Origin of the sequence: Xanthomonas indica, assembly GCF_040529045.1 — a bacterium.
In the GTDB taxonomy this organism is placed as follows: domain Bacteria; phylum Pseudomonadota; class Gammaproteobacteria; order Xanthomonadales; family Xanthomonadaceae; genus Xanthomonas_A; species Xanthomonas_A indica.
This window is the reverse complement of record NZ_CP131914.1, coordinates 2,851,572-2,865,425: the sequence shown is the minus strand read 5'-3', so window position 1 is coordinate 2,865,425 and position 13,854 is coordinate 2,851,572. Positions and strand designations below refer to the sequence as shown.

13 protein-coding genes are annotated in these 13,854 nt (G+C 69.8%); 7 read left to right on the top strand and 6 right to left on the bottom strand.

All coding sequences use genetic code 11. The features are described from left to right. Positions 1-144 precede the first annotated feature (144 nt). Positions 145-1,386 carry a phosphoglycerate dehydrogenase gene (serA, locus tag Q7W82_RS12440; protein ID WP_184502437.1) on the top strand — a complete coding sequence of 414 codons (1,242 nt, stop codon included), beginning with the start codon at positions 145-147 and terminating at the stop codon, positions 1,384-1,386. A 397-nt stretch (positions 1,387-1,783) separates the two neighbouring features. Here serA and Q7W82_RS12435 read toward each other — a convergent pair whose 3' ends face one another. Beyond that, positions 1,784-2,326 carry an NUDIX hydrolase gene (locus Q7W82_RS12435; protein WP_242161263.1) on the bottom strand — a complete coding sequence of 181 codons (543 nt, stop codon included), beginning with the start codon at positions 2,324-2,326 and terminating at the stop codon, positions 1,784-1,786. Positions 2,327-2,495: 169 nt separating this feature from the next. On the opposite strand from Q7W82_RS12435, the gene Q7W82_RS12430 reads away from it, so the two are divergent. From Q7W82_RS12430 to Q7W82_RS12405, 6 genes are all read left to right on the top strand, one after another. After that, on the top strand, positions 2,496-3,968 hold the full coding sequence (locus Q7W82_RS12430) for an amino acid permease (RefSeq protein WP_242161262.1): 1,473 nt from the start codon (positions 2,496-2,498) through the stop codon (positions 3,966-3,968). Positions 3,969-4,053: 85 nt separating this feature from the next. Further along, the gene (locus Q7W82_RS12425) at positions 4,054-5,487 is read left to right on the top strand and encodes an amino acid permease (protein WP_242161261.1); all 1,434 of its coding nucleotides are present in this window, start codon (positions 4,054-4,056) and stop codon (positions 5,485-5,487) included. Positions 5,488-5,649: 162 nt separating this feature from the next. After that, positions 5,650-6,291 carry a methylthioribulose 1-phosphate dehydratase gene (locus Q7W82_RS12420; RefSeq protein ID WP_242161260.1) on the top strand — a complete coding sequence of 214 codons (642 nt, stop codon included), beginning with the start codon at positions 5,650-5,652 and terminating at the stop codon, positions 6,289-6,291. Between the two features lie 93 nt (positions 6,292-6,384). Then, the gene (locus Q7W82_RS12415; RefSeq protein ID WP_160946631.1) at positions 6,385-6,951 is read left to right on the top strand and encodes an acireductone dioxygenase; all 567 of its coding nucleotides are present in this window, start codon (positions 6,385-6,387) and stop codon (positions 6,949-6,951) included. A gap of 3 nt (positions 6,952-6,954) precedes the next feature. Further along, complete coding sequence (mtnC, locus tag Q7W82_RS12410) at positions 6,955-7,653, top strand: acireductone synthase (protein WP_242161259.1); 699 nt, start codon at positions 6,955-6,957, stop codon at positions 7,651-7,653. A gap of 8 nt (positions 7,654-7,661) precedes the next feature. Next, on the top strand, positions 7,662-8,765 hold the full coding sequence (locus Q7W82_RS12405; protein WP_242161258.1) for a C13 family peptidase: 1,104 nt from the start codon (positions 7,662-7,664) through the stop codon (positions 8,763-8,765). A gap of 687 nt (positions 8,766-9,452) precedes the next feature. On the opposite strand, the gene Q7W82_RS12400 is transcribed toward Q7W82_RS12405, so the two are convergent. The 5 genes from Q7W82_RS12400 to hisH form a co-directional block, all read right to left on the bottom strand. Continuing rightward, positions 9,453-11,045 (bottom strand): calcineurin-like phosphoesterase family protein, encoded by a 1,593-nt coding sequence (locus Q7W82_RS12400; RefSeq protein ID WP_242161257.1) that lies wholly within the window; start codon positions 11,043-11,045, stop codon positions 9,453-9,455. Between the two features lie 68 nt (positions 11,046-11,113). Next, complete coding sequence (hisIE, locus tag Q7W82_RS12395) at positions 11,114-11,737, bottom strand: bifunctional phosphoribosyl-AMP cyclohydrolase/phosphoribosyl-ATP diphosphatase HisIE (RefSeq protein ID WP_242161256.1); 624 nt, start codon at positions 11,735-11,737, stop codon at positions 11,114-11,116. Continuing rightward, on the bottom strand, positions 11,727-12,503 hold the full coding sequence (gene hisF / locus Q7W82_RS12390) for an imidazole glycerol phosphate synthase subunit HisF (protein ID WP_209029142.1): 777 nt from the start codon (positions 12,501-12,503) through the stop codon (positions 11,727-11,729). The genes hisIE and hisF overlap by 11 nt, the downstream gene beginning before the upstream one ends. Further along, a complete protein-coding gene (gene hisA / locus Q7W82_RS12385; protein WP_242161255.1) occupies positions 12,497-13,231 on the bottom strand; it encodes a 1-(5-phosphoribosyl)-5-[(5-phosphoribosylamino)methylideneamino]imidazole-4-carboxamide isomerase in 735 nt (244 codons plus the stop codon). Before hisA ends, hisF begins: the two co-directional genes overlap by 7 nt. Then, positions 13,228-13,830, bottom strand: coding sequence for an imidazole glycerol phosphate synthase subunit HisH (gene hisH / locus Q7W82_RS12380; RefSeq protein WP_209029140.1), 603 nt, complete (start codon positions 13,828-13,830; stop codon positions 13,228-13,230). Before hisH ends, hisA begins: the two co-directional genes overlap by 4 nt. Positions 13,831-13,854: the final 24 nt, after the last annotated feature.

Below are 13,854 nucleotides of genomic sequence, written 5' to 3'. Positions count from 1 at the left end.
CCACGCCGGCCCAGCTCAATCGATGCACCTGAAACCGTCCCCCGGCGTTGCATCCACGGTTTCCCGGCATCCTATTGCGGCGCACCAAAGCGCGGAGCCATCTGGCATAGTGACCGGCCCGTTGGCCATCGCTCCCTCGCCGCAATGTCGCCCAAGAAGACCTCGTTTCCGAAGCAGGATATCCGCGTGCTGCTGCTCGAAGGCATCAGCCAGACCGCCGTCGACGTGTTCCGCGCGGCCGGCTACTCGCAGATCGAGCTGCACGCCAAGTCGTTGCCGGAAGACGAGCTCAAGCAGCGCATCGCCGAGGCGCACATCGTCGGCATCCGCTCGCGCACGCAGCTCAGCGCCGAAGTGCTGGCCCACGCCAAGCGGCTGATCGCGGTCGGCTGCTTCTGCATCGGCACCAACCAGGTCGACCTGGACGCGGCCGAACTGGCCGGTATCCCGGTGTTCAATGCGCCCTACTCCAATACCCGCAGCGTCGCCGAGCTGGTGATCGCCGAGGCCATCCTGCTGTTGCGCGGCATTCCGCAGAAGAACGCCGAGTGCCACCGCGGCGGCTGGTCGAAGTCGGCCGCCGGCAGCCACGAGACCCGCGGCAAGGTGCTGGGCATCGTCGGCTACGGCCACATCGGCACCCAGGTCGGCGTGCTGGCCGAGTCGCTGGGCATGCAGGTGATCTTCCACGACATCGAGACCAAGCTGTCGCTGGGCAACGCCCGCACCGCCACCGACCTGGACGACCTGCTGGCGCGCTCGGATGTGGTCACCCTGCACGTGCCGGAAACCGCGGCCACCCGCGACATGATCGGCGCGGCGCAACTGGCGCAGATGAAGCCGGGCGCGCACCTGATCAACGCCTCGCGCGGCACCGTGATCGACATCGACGCGCTGGACGCCGCGCTGCGCAGCGGCCACATCGGCGGCGCCGCGGTGGACGTGTTCCCGATCGAGCCCAAGGGCAACGGCGACCTGTTCGAATCGCCGCTGGCCGCGCACGACAACGTGATCCTGACCCCGCACGTCGGCGGCAGCACGCTGGAGGCGCAGGACAACATCGGTGTGGAAGTGGCGGCCAAGCTGGTGCGCTACAGCGACAACGGCAGCACCCTGTCGGCGGTGAACTTCCCCGAAGTGACCCTGCCCGAGCACGCCGAGAGCCTGCGCCTGCTGCACATCCACCGCAACGTGCCGGGTGTGCTGTCGCAGATCAACGAACTGTTCTCGCGCCACAACGTCAACATCGACGGCCAGTTCCTACGCACCGACCCCAAGGTCGGCTACGTGGTGATCGACGTCGACGCCAGCGAGGAACTGGCGGCGGTGCTGAAGGACGAACTGGCGCAGGTGGCCGGGACGTTGCGGACGCGCATTCTTTACTAGCGGGGATTGGGGATTGGGGATTCGTGGTTGCGCTGCGCGCCCGTACCCTCACCCCAACCCCTCTCCCGGGGGGAGAGGGGCTCAGCCATCCGACCGGAGCCGGCTTCTCCCTTCTCCCGCCGGGAGAAGATGCCCCGCAGGGGCGGATGAGGGTCCGGGCGCAGCCTCGTGCAGCCCAAACACCGCCCGCGCTGCGCGCCCCACCCTCACCCCAATCCCTCTCCCGAGGGGAGAGGGGCTCAGCCATCCGACCAAAGCCGGCTTTTCCCTTCTCCCGCCGGGAGAAGGTGCCCCGAAGGGGCGGATGAGGGTCCGGGCGCAGCCTCGTGCAGTCGAAACACCGCGTGCGCTGCGCGCCCCACCCTCACCCCAACCCCTCTCCCGGGGGGAGAGGGGCTTATCGTTGCAGCCACTTGCGCGCCATGCGCTGTAGCGACGGATCCAGGTCTGCTTCGTCCATCAGGTCCGCGATCCGGCGCCAGGCCAGGGCCAGCGATTCTTCGCTGACCGCGAAGGCTTCGTCGGCGCCCGCACGGACCACGTAGCGTGCGTCGTAATGCCAGTGCCCCGGCACGTCGCCGCGGGCGGGAATCCAGTGCCGGTCCAGGTCGAAGATCGCGCCATCCTCCAGCGCCAGGCCAGGCAGCCCCGACTCTTCCTCGGCCTCTTTCAACGCCACCCGCGCCAGATCGCGGTCGCCGTCGGCGTGCCCGCCCAGTTGCAGCCAGCGCTGCAGCTTGCGGTGATGGGTCAGCAAGGTGCGCATACCGTCGGCGCTGACCAGCCAGGCCGAGCCGGTGAAATGGCCGTCCAGGCGTGCGCGCACAAACGGATCGGCGGCATCGTCCAGCAAGGCCAGGAACTGCGCGGCGACCTCGGCCTGATCCGGGCAGTGCCGGGCATGGGCCTGCAACTGCTGGCGTAGGGACGACTCCGGCATCGGCGTTCTCGCGTTCGGGGGCGGCCATTATCGCCGTCCACGGTGCGGCGCGGCTTGTGGCGGCCGGCCGGCTTTGGCATGGTACGACGCTTGCGTCGCCCGCTGTGGGCCCGGCGCTTCGCCATTGCCGGGGCCGCTTGCCCCGTACCGCCACCTGGGGATGCACCGAATGCTCAAGTCTCTGCTGAGGGTCAAGCCGATCGAACCCGCCGGTCACGTCGATGCCGGCGAACCGTTCGAAGGCAGTCTGGAGGGCGAAGCCACCCTCAAACGCACCCTCACCGCCAGACACCTGATCCTGCTTGGCATCGGCGCGGTGATCGGCGCCGGCATCTTCGTGCTCACCGGCCAGGCCGCGGCCAATCATGCCGGCCCCGCGGTGATGCTGTCGTTCGTGTTCGCCGGCCTGGCCTGCGCCTTCGCCGGCCTGTGCTACGCCGAGTTCGCGGCGATGCTGCCGGTCTCCGGCAGCGCCTACTCGTATTCCTACGCCACGCTCGGCGAAGGCGTGGCCTGGTTCATCGGCTGGTGCCTGGTGCTGGAGTACCTGTTCGCCGGCTCCAGCGTCGCGGTCGGCTGGTCGGCCTACCTGATCAGCTTCGTCACCGGCACCCTCGGCCTGCCCTTCCCCGCGGAACTGGCCAGCGCGCCGCTGACCTGGACCGGCCATGCGTTCGTGGCCTCGGGCAACATCGTCAACCTGCCGGCGGTGCTGATCGTGGCCGCGGTCAGCACGCTGTGCTACATCGGCGTCACCCAGTCGGCCTTCGTCAACGCCATCGTGGTGGCGATCAAGGTGCTGGTGATCTGCCTGTTCGTCGGCGTCGGCATCTTCTACATCAACCCGGACAACTGGCATCCGTTCATCCCGGAAAACACCGGCCCAGGCGAGTTCGGCTGGAGCGGCATCTTCCGCGCCGCCTCCATCGTGTTCTTCTCCTACATCGGCTTCGATGCGGTCTCCACCTCGGCCGGCGAGACCAAGGACCCGCAGAAGAACATGCCGATCGGCATCCTGGTGTCGCTGGCCATCTGCACCATCATCTACATCATCGTCTGCGCAGTGCTGACCGGCCTGCTGCCCTACACCCAACTCGGTACCGCCAAGCCGGTGGCCACCGCGCTGGAGCACTACCCGCACCTGGCCTGGCTGAAGACCTTCGTCGAGATCGGCGCCATCGCCGGCCTGTCCTCGGTGGTGCTGGTGATGCTGATGGCGCAGCCGCGCATCTTCTACACCATGGCGCGCGACGGCCTGCTGCCGAAGCTGTTCGGCAAGGTGCACCGCCGCTTCCACACCCCCTACGTCGGCACCGTGGTGGTCGGCGTGCTGGCCGCGCTGCTGGCCGGGCTGATCCCGCTGGACGTGCTCGGCGAACTGGTGTCGATGGGCACCCTGCTCGCCTTCGCCACGGTCTGCGTCGGCGTGATGGTGCTGCGCTTCACCCGTCCCGATCTGCCGCGTCCGTTCCGGGTGCCGCTGTTCTGGGCGGTGTGTCCGCTGGGCGCGCTGTTCTGCGTGGGCCTGTTCTTCCAGGCGTTCCAGGAGCATTGGAAGGTGTTCGTCGGCTGGACCCTGATCGGCCTGTGCATCTACTTCTTCTACGGCATCCGCAACAGCCGCCTGGCCGCCAAGGCCTGATCCACTCCCCCGAAGACCGGCGCCCGCGCCGGTCTTCGCGTTCATCCCCTCTTCCTCGCGCGCCGCGCCCGGCTGGAACCGCTCCATGCTCAAACAACTCTTGGCCACCAAACACCCCCACGCCAGCCACGAGGACGCCGGCGGGCTGGGCCTGCAACGCGCGCTCGGCCCCTGGGGCCTGACCGCGCTGGGCATCGGCGCGGTGATCGGCGGCGGCATCTTCGTCATCACCGGCCAGGCCGCGGCCAACCACGCCGGGCCGGCGATCATGCTCTCGTTCGTGCTGGCCGCGGTGTGCTGCGCGTTCTGCGCACTGGCCTACGCCGAGTTCGCGGCGATGGTGCCGGTCTCCGGCAGCGCCTACACCTACACCTACGCCACCTTCGGCGAGCTGGCGGCCTGGTTCATCGGCTGGATGCTGGTGCTCGAGTACGGCGTGTCGGCCTCGGCAGTGGCGGTCAGCTGGACCGGCTACTTCCTCAGCCTGCTCGACCACTTCAACATCCACCTGCCCGCGGCCCTGGTCAATGCACCGCTGGACGGCAAGCTGCAGCCCACTGGCGCGATCGCCAACCTGCCCGCGGCCGGCATCGTGCTGCTGCTGACCTGGCTGTGTTATGTCGGCATCCGCAAGTCCTCGGCGATGAACATGGCGATGGTGGTGCTGAAGAGCGGCCTGATCGTGCTGGTCATCGCCGCCGGCTGGAAGTACGTGGATCCGGCCAACTGGCACCCGTTCATCCCCGCCAACGAAGGCCCGGGCAAGTACGGCCTGGACGGCGTGCTGCGCGGCGCGGCGATGGTGTTCTTCGCCTACATCGGCTTCGAGGCGGTGTCGGTGGCGGCACAGGAATCGCACCGGCCGCAGCGCGACCTGCCGATCGGCATGATCCTGTCGCTGGTGATCTGCACCGTGCTGTACATCGCCATGGCCGCGGTGATGACCGGGCTGGTGCCGTTCGCGCAACTGGGCACCGACGAGCCGGTGGTGACCGCGGTCGCGGCGCATCCGCAACTGGGCTGGCTGCGTGTGGTGGTGGAGGTCGGCGCGCTGATCGGCCTGTCCTCGGTGGTGCTGGTGATGATCATCGGCCAGCCGCGCATCTTCATGATCATCGCCCGCGACGGCCTGCTGCCGCCGGTGTTCACCAAGATCCACCCGACCTACCGCACCCCGCACATCAACACCGTGATCACCGGCATCGGCATCGCCCTGCTGGCGGCGCTGTTCCCGCTGGACGTGCTCGGCGAACTGACCTCGATGGGCACCCTGATCGCCTTCGCCGCGGTCTGCGCCGGCGTGCTGATCCTGCGCCGCACCCAGCCGGACCTGCCGCGCCCGTTCCGCATCCCGTTCGCCTGGCCGATCTGCATCGCCGGCGTGCTCAGCTGCCTGGCGCTGCTGTCGGCGATGACCGCGCACAACTGGATGCTGATGGCCGGCTGGACGGCGATCGGCCTGGCGATCTACTTCGGCTACGGCTACCGCCACAGCCGCCTGCGCGGCAGCCAAGGCTGAGCGCCATAAGCCCCTCTCCCTCCGGGAGAGGGGTTGGGGTGAGGGTCCGACCGCTCGTGACCCGTCTGGAGACGGGTTGGCGGGAGGGTACGGCATGAGCAGATGCGCTTGGATCCAGCCACCTGTCATCCCAATCCAACCCCCAAGCCCTACACTACGCGCATGAACGCACTGCCCTACGATTCCGAGCGCCTGCGCACGCTGGCGCACCTGCTGATCGACAACATCCGCGAACTCTCGCAGGCCGGCTGGACGCCCGCCACCAGCAGCAACTTCTCGCACCGCCTGGACGATCGGCATGCCGCGATCACCGTCTCCGGTCGCGACAAGGGCCGGCTGGTCGAAGACGACATCATGGTGGTGGACTTCGACGGCCAGGCCGTCGGCCGGCCGCTGCGCCCCTCCGCCGAGACCCTGCTGCACACCCAGCTGTACCGGCGCTTCCCCGAGGTCGGCTGCATTCTGCACACGCATTCCCCGGTGCAGACCATCGCTTCGCGCCTGTACGCGCCGCAGGGCCATATCCGCCTGGAAGGCTATGAGTTGCTGAAGGCGCTGCACGGCAACCAGACCCACGAGACCGCGGTGGACCTGCCGGTGTTCGCCAACACCCAGGACATGACCGTGCTGGCGGCGCAGGTCGACGCCCTGCTCGACCGCGCGCCGCTGTGGGGCTACCTGATCGACGGCCACGGCCTGTACGCCTGGGGCCGCGACATGGCCGAGGCGCGCCGCCATCTGGAGGCCTTCGAGTTCCTGCTGCACTGCGAGCTGGAGCTGCGCAAGCTGCGCGCCGCCGGCTGATCCGCCGCGGCGCGACAGCGTTCCAGCGCCGCAACGGTCGCCGGCTGCGCACCTGCTACCCTTTTCGTCCCCCTGCCGCTTTCGCCCACCGCCATGAGCCGACTCCGCATCTTCGCCGACACCACTCCCGACGCGCCGCTGTTCGACAGCCGCGATGGCGACGCGATCGCCGCCGAACTGCGCAAGATCGGCGTCACCTTCGAGCGCTGGCAGGCCAACCAGCCGATCGAGGCCGGCGCGTCGCCGGAGGCGGTCATGGCCGCCTACAAGACCGACATCGATCGTCTGGTCGCCGCCAACGGCTTCAAGACCGTGGACGTGGTCAGCATCGCGCCGGACAACCCGCAGCGCGAGGAAATGCGCAAGAAGTTCCTCGACGAGCACTTCCACAAGGAAGACGAGGTCCGCTTCTTCGTCGCCGGTTCCGGCCTGTTCACCCTGCACGTGGACGGCAAGGTCTACGAGATCGAGTGCGTGCAGAACGACCTGATCGCCGTGCCCGACGGCACCCACCACTGGTTCGACATGGGGCCGGAGCCGCGCTTCGTCGCGATCCGCTTCTTCACCGAGCCGGATGGCTGGGTCGGCCACTTCACCGGCACCGACATCGCCCAGCGCTTCCCGCGCTACGAGGCGAAGCTGCGCGGCGAGGCGCACTGAGCGATGGCCGATCCGCGCGTCGTGCTCACCGACATCGAAGGCACCACCAGCAGCATCTCCTTCGTCAAGGACGTGCTGTTCCCCTACGCGCGCCGCGCCCTGCCCGGCTTCGTGCGCGAGCACGGCCAGCAGCCGCAGGTACGGCAGTGGCTGGACGCGGTCGCCAGCGAGTGCGGCGGCATCTGCACCGATGCGGTGATCGTGGAGACCCTGCAGGGCTGGATCGACCAGGACCGCAAGCACACCGCGCTGAAGGCGCTGCAGGGCATGATCTGGGAAGCCGGCTACCGCGATGCCGACTTCACCGCGCACATCTATCCCGATGCCGCGCCGGCGCTGCGCCGCTGGCACGCCGACGGCCGTGCGCTGTACGTGTACTCGTCCGGCTCGGTGCCGGCGCAGAAGCTGTTCTTCGGCCACAGCGACGCCGGCGACCTGCGCGGGCTGTTCTCCGGCTGGTTCGATACCGAGATCGGCGGCAAGCGCGAGCAGCCCAGCTATGCCCGCATCGCCAAGGCGATCGGGGTGGCGCCGGCGCAGATCGTGTTCCTGTCCGACGTGGTCGCCGAACTGGATGCGGCCCGCGCCGCCGGCCTGGACACGGTGCTGATCGACCGCCGCGAGGATTATCCGCAACCGCGCCAGGGCGAGGCCTGCAACGGCCACCGCCGCGCGGAGAGCTTCGCCGACCTGGGCTTCTGAGCCCGCGCATGCGCAGGCCCGTCGCTGCCTCGATCGCCGCGCTGGCGGCGTTGCGGCACCCGCTCGCCGTGTTGCGCGGCCGGCTGCTGCCGGCCGCGCTGCTGGCACTGGCGCTGCCGGCCTGCCATTCCGATGCCGGCGCCATGCCGGCCGGCGCGGCCGACACCGCGCAGGACGAGGCGGCGCAGGATCCGGTCGACCAGGCGCAGTTGCGCCAGGCGCTGGACGCGCTGCAGCCGCAGCGTCCGGGCATCCCCGACCTGTACGTGGTCGGCTTCGCCGGCGACGCCAGCGAGGACGTGTTCCGCAACGAAGTGCTGTACCTGCGGCAGTTGTTCGCGCAGCGCTTCGGCGCCGCCGGGCGCATCGCCACCCTGATCAACCACGGCGACAATCTCGGCACGCACGCCTACGCGCCGCAGGCCTCCTACGACAATCTGGCCGATACCCTGGACCGCATCGGCAAGCGGATGGACCCGCGCGAGGACGCGCTGCTGCTGTTCCTGACCAGCCACGGCACCGACCAGCACGAGCTGTATCTGCAGTTCGGCCCCGGCGAGGATGCCGAGTACGACACCATCACCCCGCAGGAGCTGCGCCGCCTGCTCGACGACGCCGGCATCCGCAACCGCATCATCGTGATTTCGGCCTGCTACTCCGGTGGCTTCGTGCCGGCGCTGAAGACCGCCGACACGCTGGTCATCACCGCCGCGCGCCGCGATCGCCCTTCGTTCGGCTGCGGCAACACCGCCAGCGCCACCTATTTCGGTCGCGCCTGGTTGATCGACGCGCTGGCGCGCACCACCGACATGGTCGAAAGCTATCGCCTGGCCAGCGCCGAGATCAGCGCACGCGAACAGGCCGAGGGCGAAGCGCCGTCGTATCCGCAACTGTACGTCGGTGCACGCATCGGCACATGGCTGCAGCACTGGCGCGCGCAGTTGCCGAACGCCGCCGCGCCGCCCTATCCGTATCCCGAACCCGATGCGGACGACGCGACGGACGCGGCCGATGGCGAGCAGACCGACGAACACGGTGCAACAGCCGCCCCCGCCGCGCCGATGCCAGCGCACGCCTCGGCACCGCCGGCGGCGGCCACGCCCGCACGCTGACGCCACCGCGCGGGACGCGGGGGCGCCTGCAGGCGACGGTGCGTGCGGATACCTCGCGTTTGCCGGCCGGTGCGGGTCTCGGCCGCGCCAGCCCTCACAGGTCCAGCGCGCCGAAAAGATGAGAGTGATTCGCGTTCGATCGCGACGCGCTCGGGATCGCTAGAATCCCTCCCGCAGCAAGCCAGCCCGTGTTCGCCAGCCAGCTGCGCCCCGATCCAACCGCCCGCCAGCCTCCGCTCGCCAGCCAGGATCACCTCGCTTCGTCGGCCTCCTTCGTGGAGGTTTTTTTGTTTCTGGGATTGGGCGTGGCACGAGCGCGCTGGCCGCGGCTTGGCCGGGCGCGTCCCGCTCATCACGCTTGTCGCGGCTGAAGCCGCTCCTACAGGTGCGTCGCGATGGCGGCAGGCGGGCTGCGACACCCCCACAGAATGCACCGCCGGCGAGAGATTCCCGTTGTGCCCAGCGCGGACGACACCGGCTGGCATCTCGCTTCGCTCGTCGCGGCTGAAGCCGCTCCTACAGCAGGCAAACGTTGCGAAATGTTGATCGGCGCACTGTGGGAGGGACTTCAGTCCCGACGCCTGGAACACATGACCGCCTAACACCCTGTCGCGGCAATCACGGTGATCGAGCACGCAGCACCGCTGCGCGCTTGTCTGCCGATCACGGCCTACAGCCGCCGTCCCATCACGGGCTGGCGTCCTGCAAGCGGTAGCTGCCGCTGGCGCGCTGCTCGCCGCGCCAGCGGTCGAACGCGCGGACCTCGATGCGGTGCGCACCAACCTGCAGGTCGGTCGGCAAGGCGCCACGCCACAGGTGCTGCGAAGGAATCGCTTCCGGCGAACGGTCGTAGCCGCGCAACGCATCGGCGGCATCGTCGCGCACATTCTCGGCCAGCAGCGCCGGGTCGGGCTGTTCGACCCGCTGCATCGGCTTCCAGGCGCCGTCGTCCACGCGGTACTCGACGCGGCTGTCGTTCTCGCCCATGTACACGTTCGCGTATACGCCCCAGGCCGGATAGGCACCGCGGCGCAACACCTTCGGCGCATGCAGGCCGATCTGGGTGTCATCGGCGGCACGCGCGGCGTGGTAGGCCAACGCATAGCCGCCATCGCGGCGCACGGTCAGCAGCGCATAGCCGTTCGGGGTGCCGTCGGCCATGGTCGCGGCGGGGATGCCGTCGGCATCCTTGACCCCGGACCAGAACGCGCCGCAGGCCGCGCCGACGTTGTATTCGTGCAGCGGCTGCGCGCCGTGCCAGCCCTCGTCGGCGCCATGATCGTAGTGACGCTGGGTGTGGCTGTGGCCGCTGAGCACCAGCACGTGCGGGAACGCCTGCAGCAGCGCGAACAGCCGCGCCCGATCGGCATGCCGGAAGGTCTCCTTGCCGGGCGCCGCGTCGAACAGCGGGATGTGCATGCCCAGCACCACCAAACGGTCCTTGGGCACGCTGGCCAGGTAGGCCTGCAGGAAGGCGAACTGATCCGCGCGCAGGCCACCGATGTACTTGGGCTGTTGCGTCGGCTGGTAGACCACGTCGTCCAGGAATACGAAGCTGGCACCACCCTCTTCCACCGCGTAGGTGTCGGGGCCGTAGACCGCACGCCAGCTCGACAGCGAGTCGACATCGTCGGCCGCGTCGAAGTTGAGGTCGTGGTTGCCCGGCACGTGGAACCACGGTACGCCGAGCTTGGCGGTTTCCGCATTCAGCGCCGGATACAGCGACAGGTCGTCGCTGACCACGTCGCCCAGGGTGGTGCCGATGCGCGCATGGGTCTTGCCGCGCAAGGGCGCGACGATGTCGCGGGCGTAGTAGCCCACGTCGGTCATCGACGCGGTCTGGGTATCGGCGAACACCAGCACCTCGGTGCTGTCGGCCTTGGATTGCGCGCGCAACGCGAAGTCCCAGTGATCGGTGGCGCCGCTGGTCGGGGCGATGCCCGGGTACTTGAGCGTGGGCGAGCCGGCCGGCGCGTAGTGCCGCCAGTAGTCCGGCAAGCCGTTGCCGGCGCTGGCGAAACTGTAACCGTCCGGCTTGATCACGAACACGGTGCGGCCGGGCTCCACCTGCAGGCGGTAGCGGCCCTGCGCGTCGGTGCGGACGATGTGCACGCCGTCGGACACCTGCACGCCGGCGATGCCGGCATCGCCCGGGCCGCGGCCCGGGGCATTGTCGCGTTCCTGGTAAACGCTGCCGCTGATCGTGGCGGTCTGCGCCACGGCGGGGGCGGCGGCAGCCAACAGGCAGGCGAGGACGACGGGACGCAGCATGCGGAACATCCGGGGAAGCCGAGGGCCCCCGATTGTAGCCAGGGACGCCGACGCGGCGATGACCGCACCGGACCGGCTCAGCGGTGCCGCGCCTCCAGCACCGCCACCGCGTCGGCCAGGCCCAGGCCGCGCGCGCGCAGCAGCACGGTCAGGTGATAGAGTAGATCGGCGGATTCGCCGAGCAGTTCGTCGTCGCCCTGGGCGACGCCGGCCAGCGCGGTCTCCACGCCCTCCTCGCCCACCTTCTGCGCGATGCGCCGCGTGCCTTTCTCGAACAGCTGCGTGGTGTAGCTGCCGGCCGGCCGCTCGCGTTCGCGCTGCGCGACCAGGCGATCCAGCGCGCCCAGGAACTGGCCCGGTGCCTGCGGGAAGCAGCTGTCCCGGCCGAGGTGGCAGGTGGGCCCGCGCGGATGCGCCAGCACCAGCAGGGTGTCGCGATCGCAATCGGTGTCGATCGCGACCACGTCCAGGACATGGCCGGAACTCTCGCCCTTGGTCCACAGCCGCTGCTTGCTGCGGCTGTAGAAGGTGACCTGGCCGCTGCGGCGCGTGGCCGCCAGCGCCTCCTGGTTCATGTAGCCCAGCATCAGCACGCGCAGGGTGGCGGCGTCCTGCACCACCACCGGCAACAGGCCGTCGCCCTTGCCCCAGTCCAGCGCCGCGTCGGCGACGTCCGCCTCGTGGGAGTGTTCATGCGCCATCGCGCACCTCGATCTGTCGTTGGCGCAGGAAGCGCTTGAGTTCCGGAATGGGAATGGCGCCGCTGTGGAAGACGCTGGCGGCCAATGCGCCGTCCACGTCGGCACGCTCGAACACGTCGGCGAAGTGCTGCATCTCGCCCGCGCCGCCGGAGGCCACCAGCGGCACCTTGCACAGGGCGCGCACCTCGTGCAGTTGGGCGATGTCGTAGCCGCGGCGCACGCCGTCGCTGTCCATGCAGTTGAGCACGATCTCGCCGGCGCCCAGGCGCTGCGCCTCCACCACCCAGTCCAGGGTGCGCACGCGCAGCGCCTGGGTCTTGCTGGGATCGCCGGTGAAGCGGCGTACGCGCCACTGGCCGTCGTCCTCGCGGATCGAATCGATGCCGACCACCACGCACTGCACGCCGAAGGCCTCGGCCAGCTCGGCGATCAGCGCCGGCCGCTCCAGCGCCGGCGAATTGATCGAGATCTTGTCGGCGCCGGCGTGCAGCACCGCGCGCGCGGTGGCGACGTCGCGGATGCCGCCGGCCACGCAGAACGGGATGTCCAGCAACCGCGCCACTTTCTCGACCCAGGCGTAGTCCACCGAGCGCCCTTCCGGGCTGGCGCCGATGTCGTAGAACACCAGTTCGTCGGCGCCCTGGTCGCGGTAGCGCAGCGCCAGCTCGGCGATGTCGCCCATGTCCACGTGGTCGCGGAACTTGACGCCCTTGACCACGCGCCCCTCGCGCACGTCCAGGCACGGGATGATGCGTCGGCTCAGCATGCCAGCGCCTCGTCCAGCCGCAGCCGCCCTTCCAGCAGCGCCTTGCCGAGCACCGCGCCGGCACAGCCGGCCTCGCGCGCACCGCGCACGTCGGCGGCGTCGCGGATGCCGCCGGAGGCCTGCACCGCCACCGTTGGCGCGAGCTGGCGCAGGTGCGCATACAGCGCCAGGTTCGGCCCCGACAGCATGCCGTCGCGGGCGATGTCGGTGCACAGCAGATGGACCAGCCCGGCCGCGGCGTATTCGCCGGCCAGCGCATCCAGGCTCAGCGACGAGGTCTCGGTCCAGCCGTGCACCGGCAGACGCCAGACGCCGTGCGTATCCTGGCGGCTGTCCAGCGCCACGGTGATGCGTTCGGGGCCGAACTCGCGCAGCCACTCCAGGACCGACTCGCGGTCGCGCACCGCCAGCGAACCGATCACCACGCGGCTGGCGCCGGCATCGAGCAGGCGCTGCACGTCCGCGTGCGAGCGCACGCCGCCGCCCGTCTGCACCTGCAGGCCGGTCTCGCTGCGGATCCGCTGCAGCAGCGGTGCCAGGGTGTAGCCGCCGGCGCGGGCCGCATCCAGGTCGACCAGGTGCATCCACTGCGCGCCGGCCTCGGCGAAGGCCTGGGCGCGGCGCAGCGGATCGTCGCCGTAGTGGGTCTCGCGGGCGTAGTCGCCCTGCGCCAGCCGCACCACGCGGCCGTCGCGGATGTCCAGCGCGGGATAGACGACGAAGCTCATGGGAAATCGGTCTCGAGGAAGTTGCGCAGGATGCGCGCGCCGGTGTCGGCCGAGCGCTCGGGATGGAACTGCGCGCCGCAGCGGCGGCCGTGCTGCACCACCGCGGTGAACAGGCCGCCATGGTCGCAGGCGGCGACGGTGTCGGCGGTGACCGGCGCGGCATAGCCATGCACGAAGTAGGCGCTGGCGCCGTCGGGGACGCCTGCCAGCAGCGACGACGGCCGCAACGGCAGCAGCCGATTCCAGCCCATGTGCGGCACGCGGATGCCCAGCGCCGGCGGCATGCGCCGGACCACCCCGGTCAGCAGGCCCAGGCAGTCGACATCGCCTTCTTCCGAGCGCTCGAACAGCAACTGCATGCCCAGGCAGATGCCGATCAGCGGCACCTGTAGCGCGCGCAATGGCTCGATCAGACCTTGCTCGCGTAGCCGCGCCATCGCGTGCGGCGCGGCGCCGACGCCCGGCAAGATCACCCGGTCCGCACCTTGCAGTCCGGCGGCGTCGCGCACCAGCCGGGCTTCCACGCCGAGGCGTTCGAGCGCGTAGCGCACCGAACCGAGGTTGGCGCCGCCGGCATCGATCAGGGCGACATCGCTCATCGCACGCTCCCTGCGACACCCGCG

Excerpts from the sequence above, each read along its gene's own strand:
- serA (WP_184502437.1), top strand. The coding sequence starts at position 145 with ATGTCGCCCAAGAAGACCTCGTTTCCGAAGCAGGATATCCGCGTGCTG.
- Q7W82_RS12435 (WP_242161263.1), bottom strand. The coding sequence starts at position 2,326 with ATGCCGGAGTCGTCCCTACGCCAGCAGTTGCAGGCCCATGCCCGGCAC.
- Q7W82_RS12430 (WP_242161262.1), top strand. The coding sequence starts at position 2,496 with ATGCTCAAGTCTCTGCTGAGGGTCAAGCCGATCGAACCCGCCGGTCAC.
- Q7W82_RS12425 (WP_242161261.1), top strand. The coding sequence starts at position 4,054 with ATGCTCAAACAACTCTTGGCCACCAAACACCCCCACGCCAGCCACGAG.
- Q7W82_RS12420 (WP_242161260.1), top strand. The coding sequence starts at position 5,650 with ATGAACGCACTGCCCTACGATTCCGAGCGCCTGCGCACGCTGGCGCAC.
- Q7W82_RS12415 (WP_160946631.1), top strand. The coding sequence starts at position 6,385 with ATGAGCCGACTCCGCATCTTCGCCGACACCACTCCCGACGCGCCGCTG.
- mtnC (WP_242161259.1), top strand. The coding sequence starts at position 6,955 with ATGGCCGATCCGCGCGTCGTGCTCACCGACATCGAAGGCACCACCAGC.
- Q7W82_RS12405 (WP_242161258.1), top strand. The coding sequence starts at position 7,662 with ATGCGCAGGCCCGTCGCTGCCTCGATCGCCGCGCTGGCGGCGTTGCGG.
- Q7W82_RS12400 (WP_242161257.1), bottom strand. The coding sequence starts at position 11,045 with ATGTTCCGCATGCTGCGTCCCGTCGTCCTCGCCTGCCTGTTGGCTGCC.
- hisIE (WP_242161256.1), bottom strand. The coding sequence starts at position 11,737 with ATGGCGCATGAACACTCCCACGAGGCGGACGTCGCCGACGCGGCGCTG.
- hisF (WP_209029142.1), bottom strand. The coding sequence starts at position 12,503 with ATGCTGAGCCGACGCATCATCCCGTGCCTGGACGTGCGCGAGGGGCGC.
- hisA (WP_242161255.1), bottom strand. The coding sequence starts at position 13,231 with ATGAGCTTCGTCGTCTATCCCGCGCTGGACATCCGCGACGGCCGCGTG.
- hisH (WP_209029140.1), bottom strand. The coding sequence starts at position 13,830 with ATGAGCGATGTCGCCCTGATCGATGCCGGCGGCGCCAACCTCGGTTCG.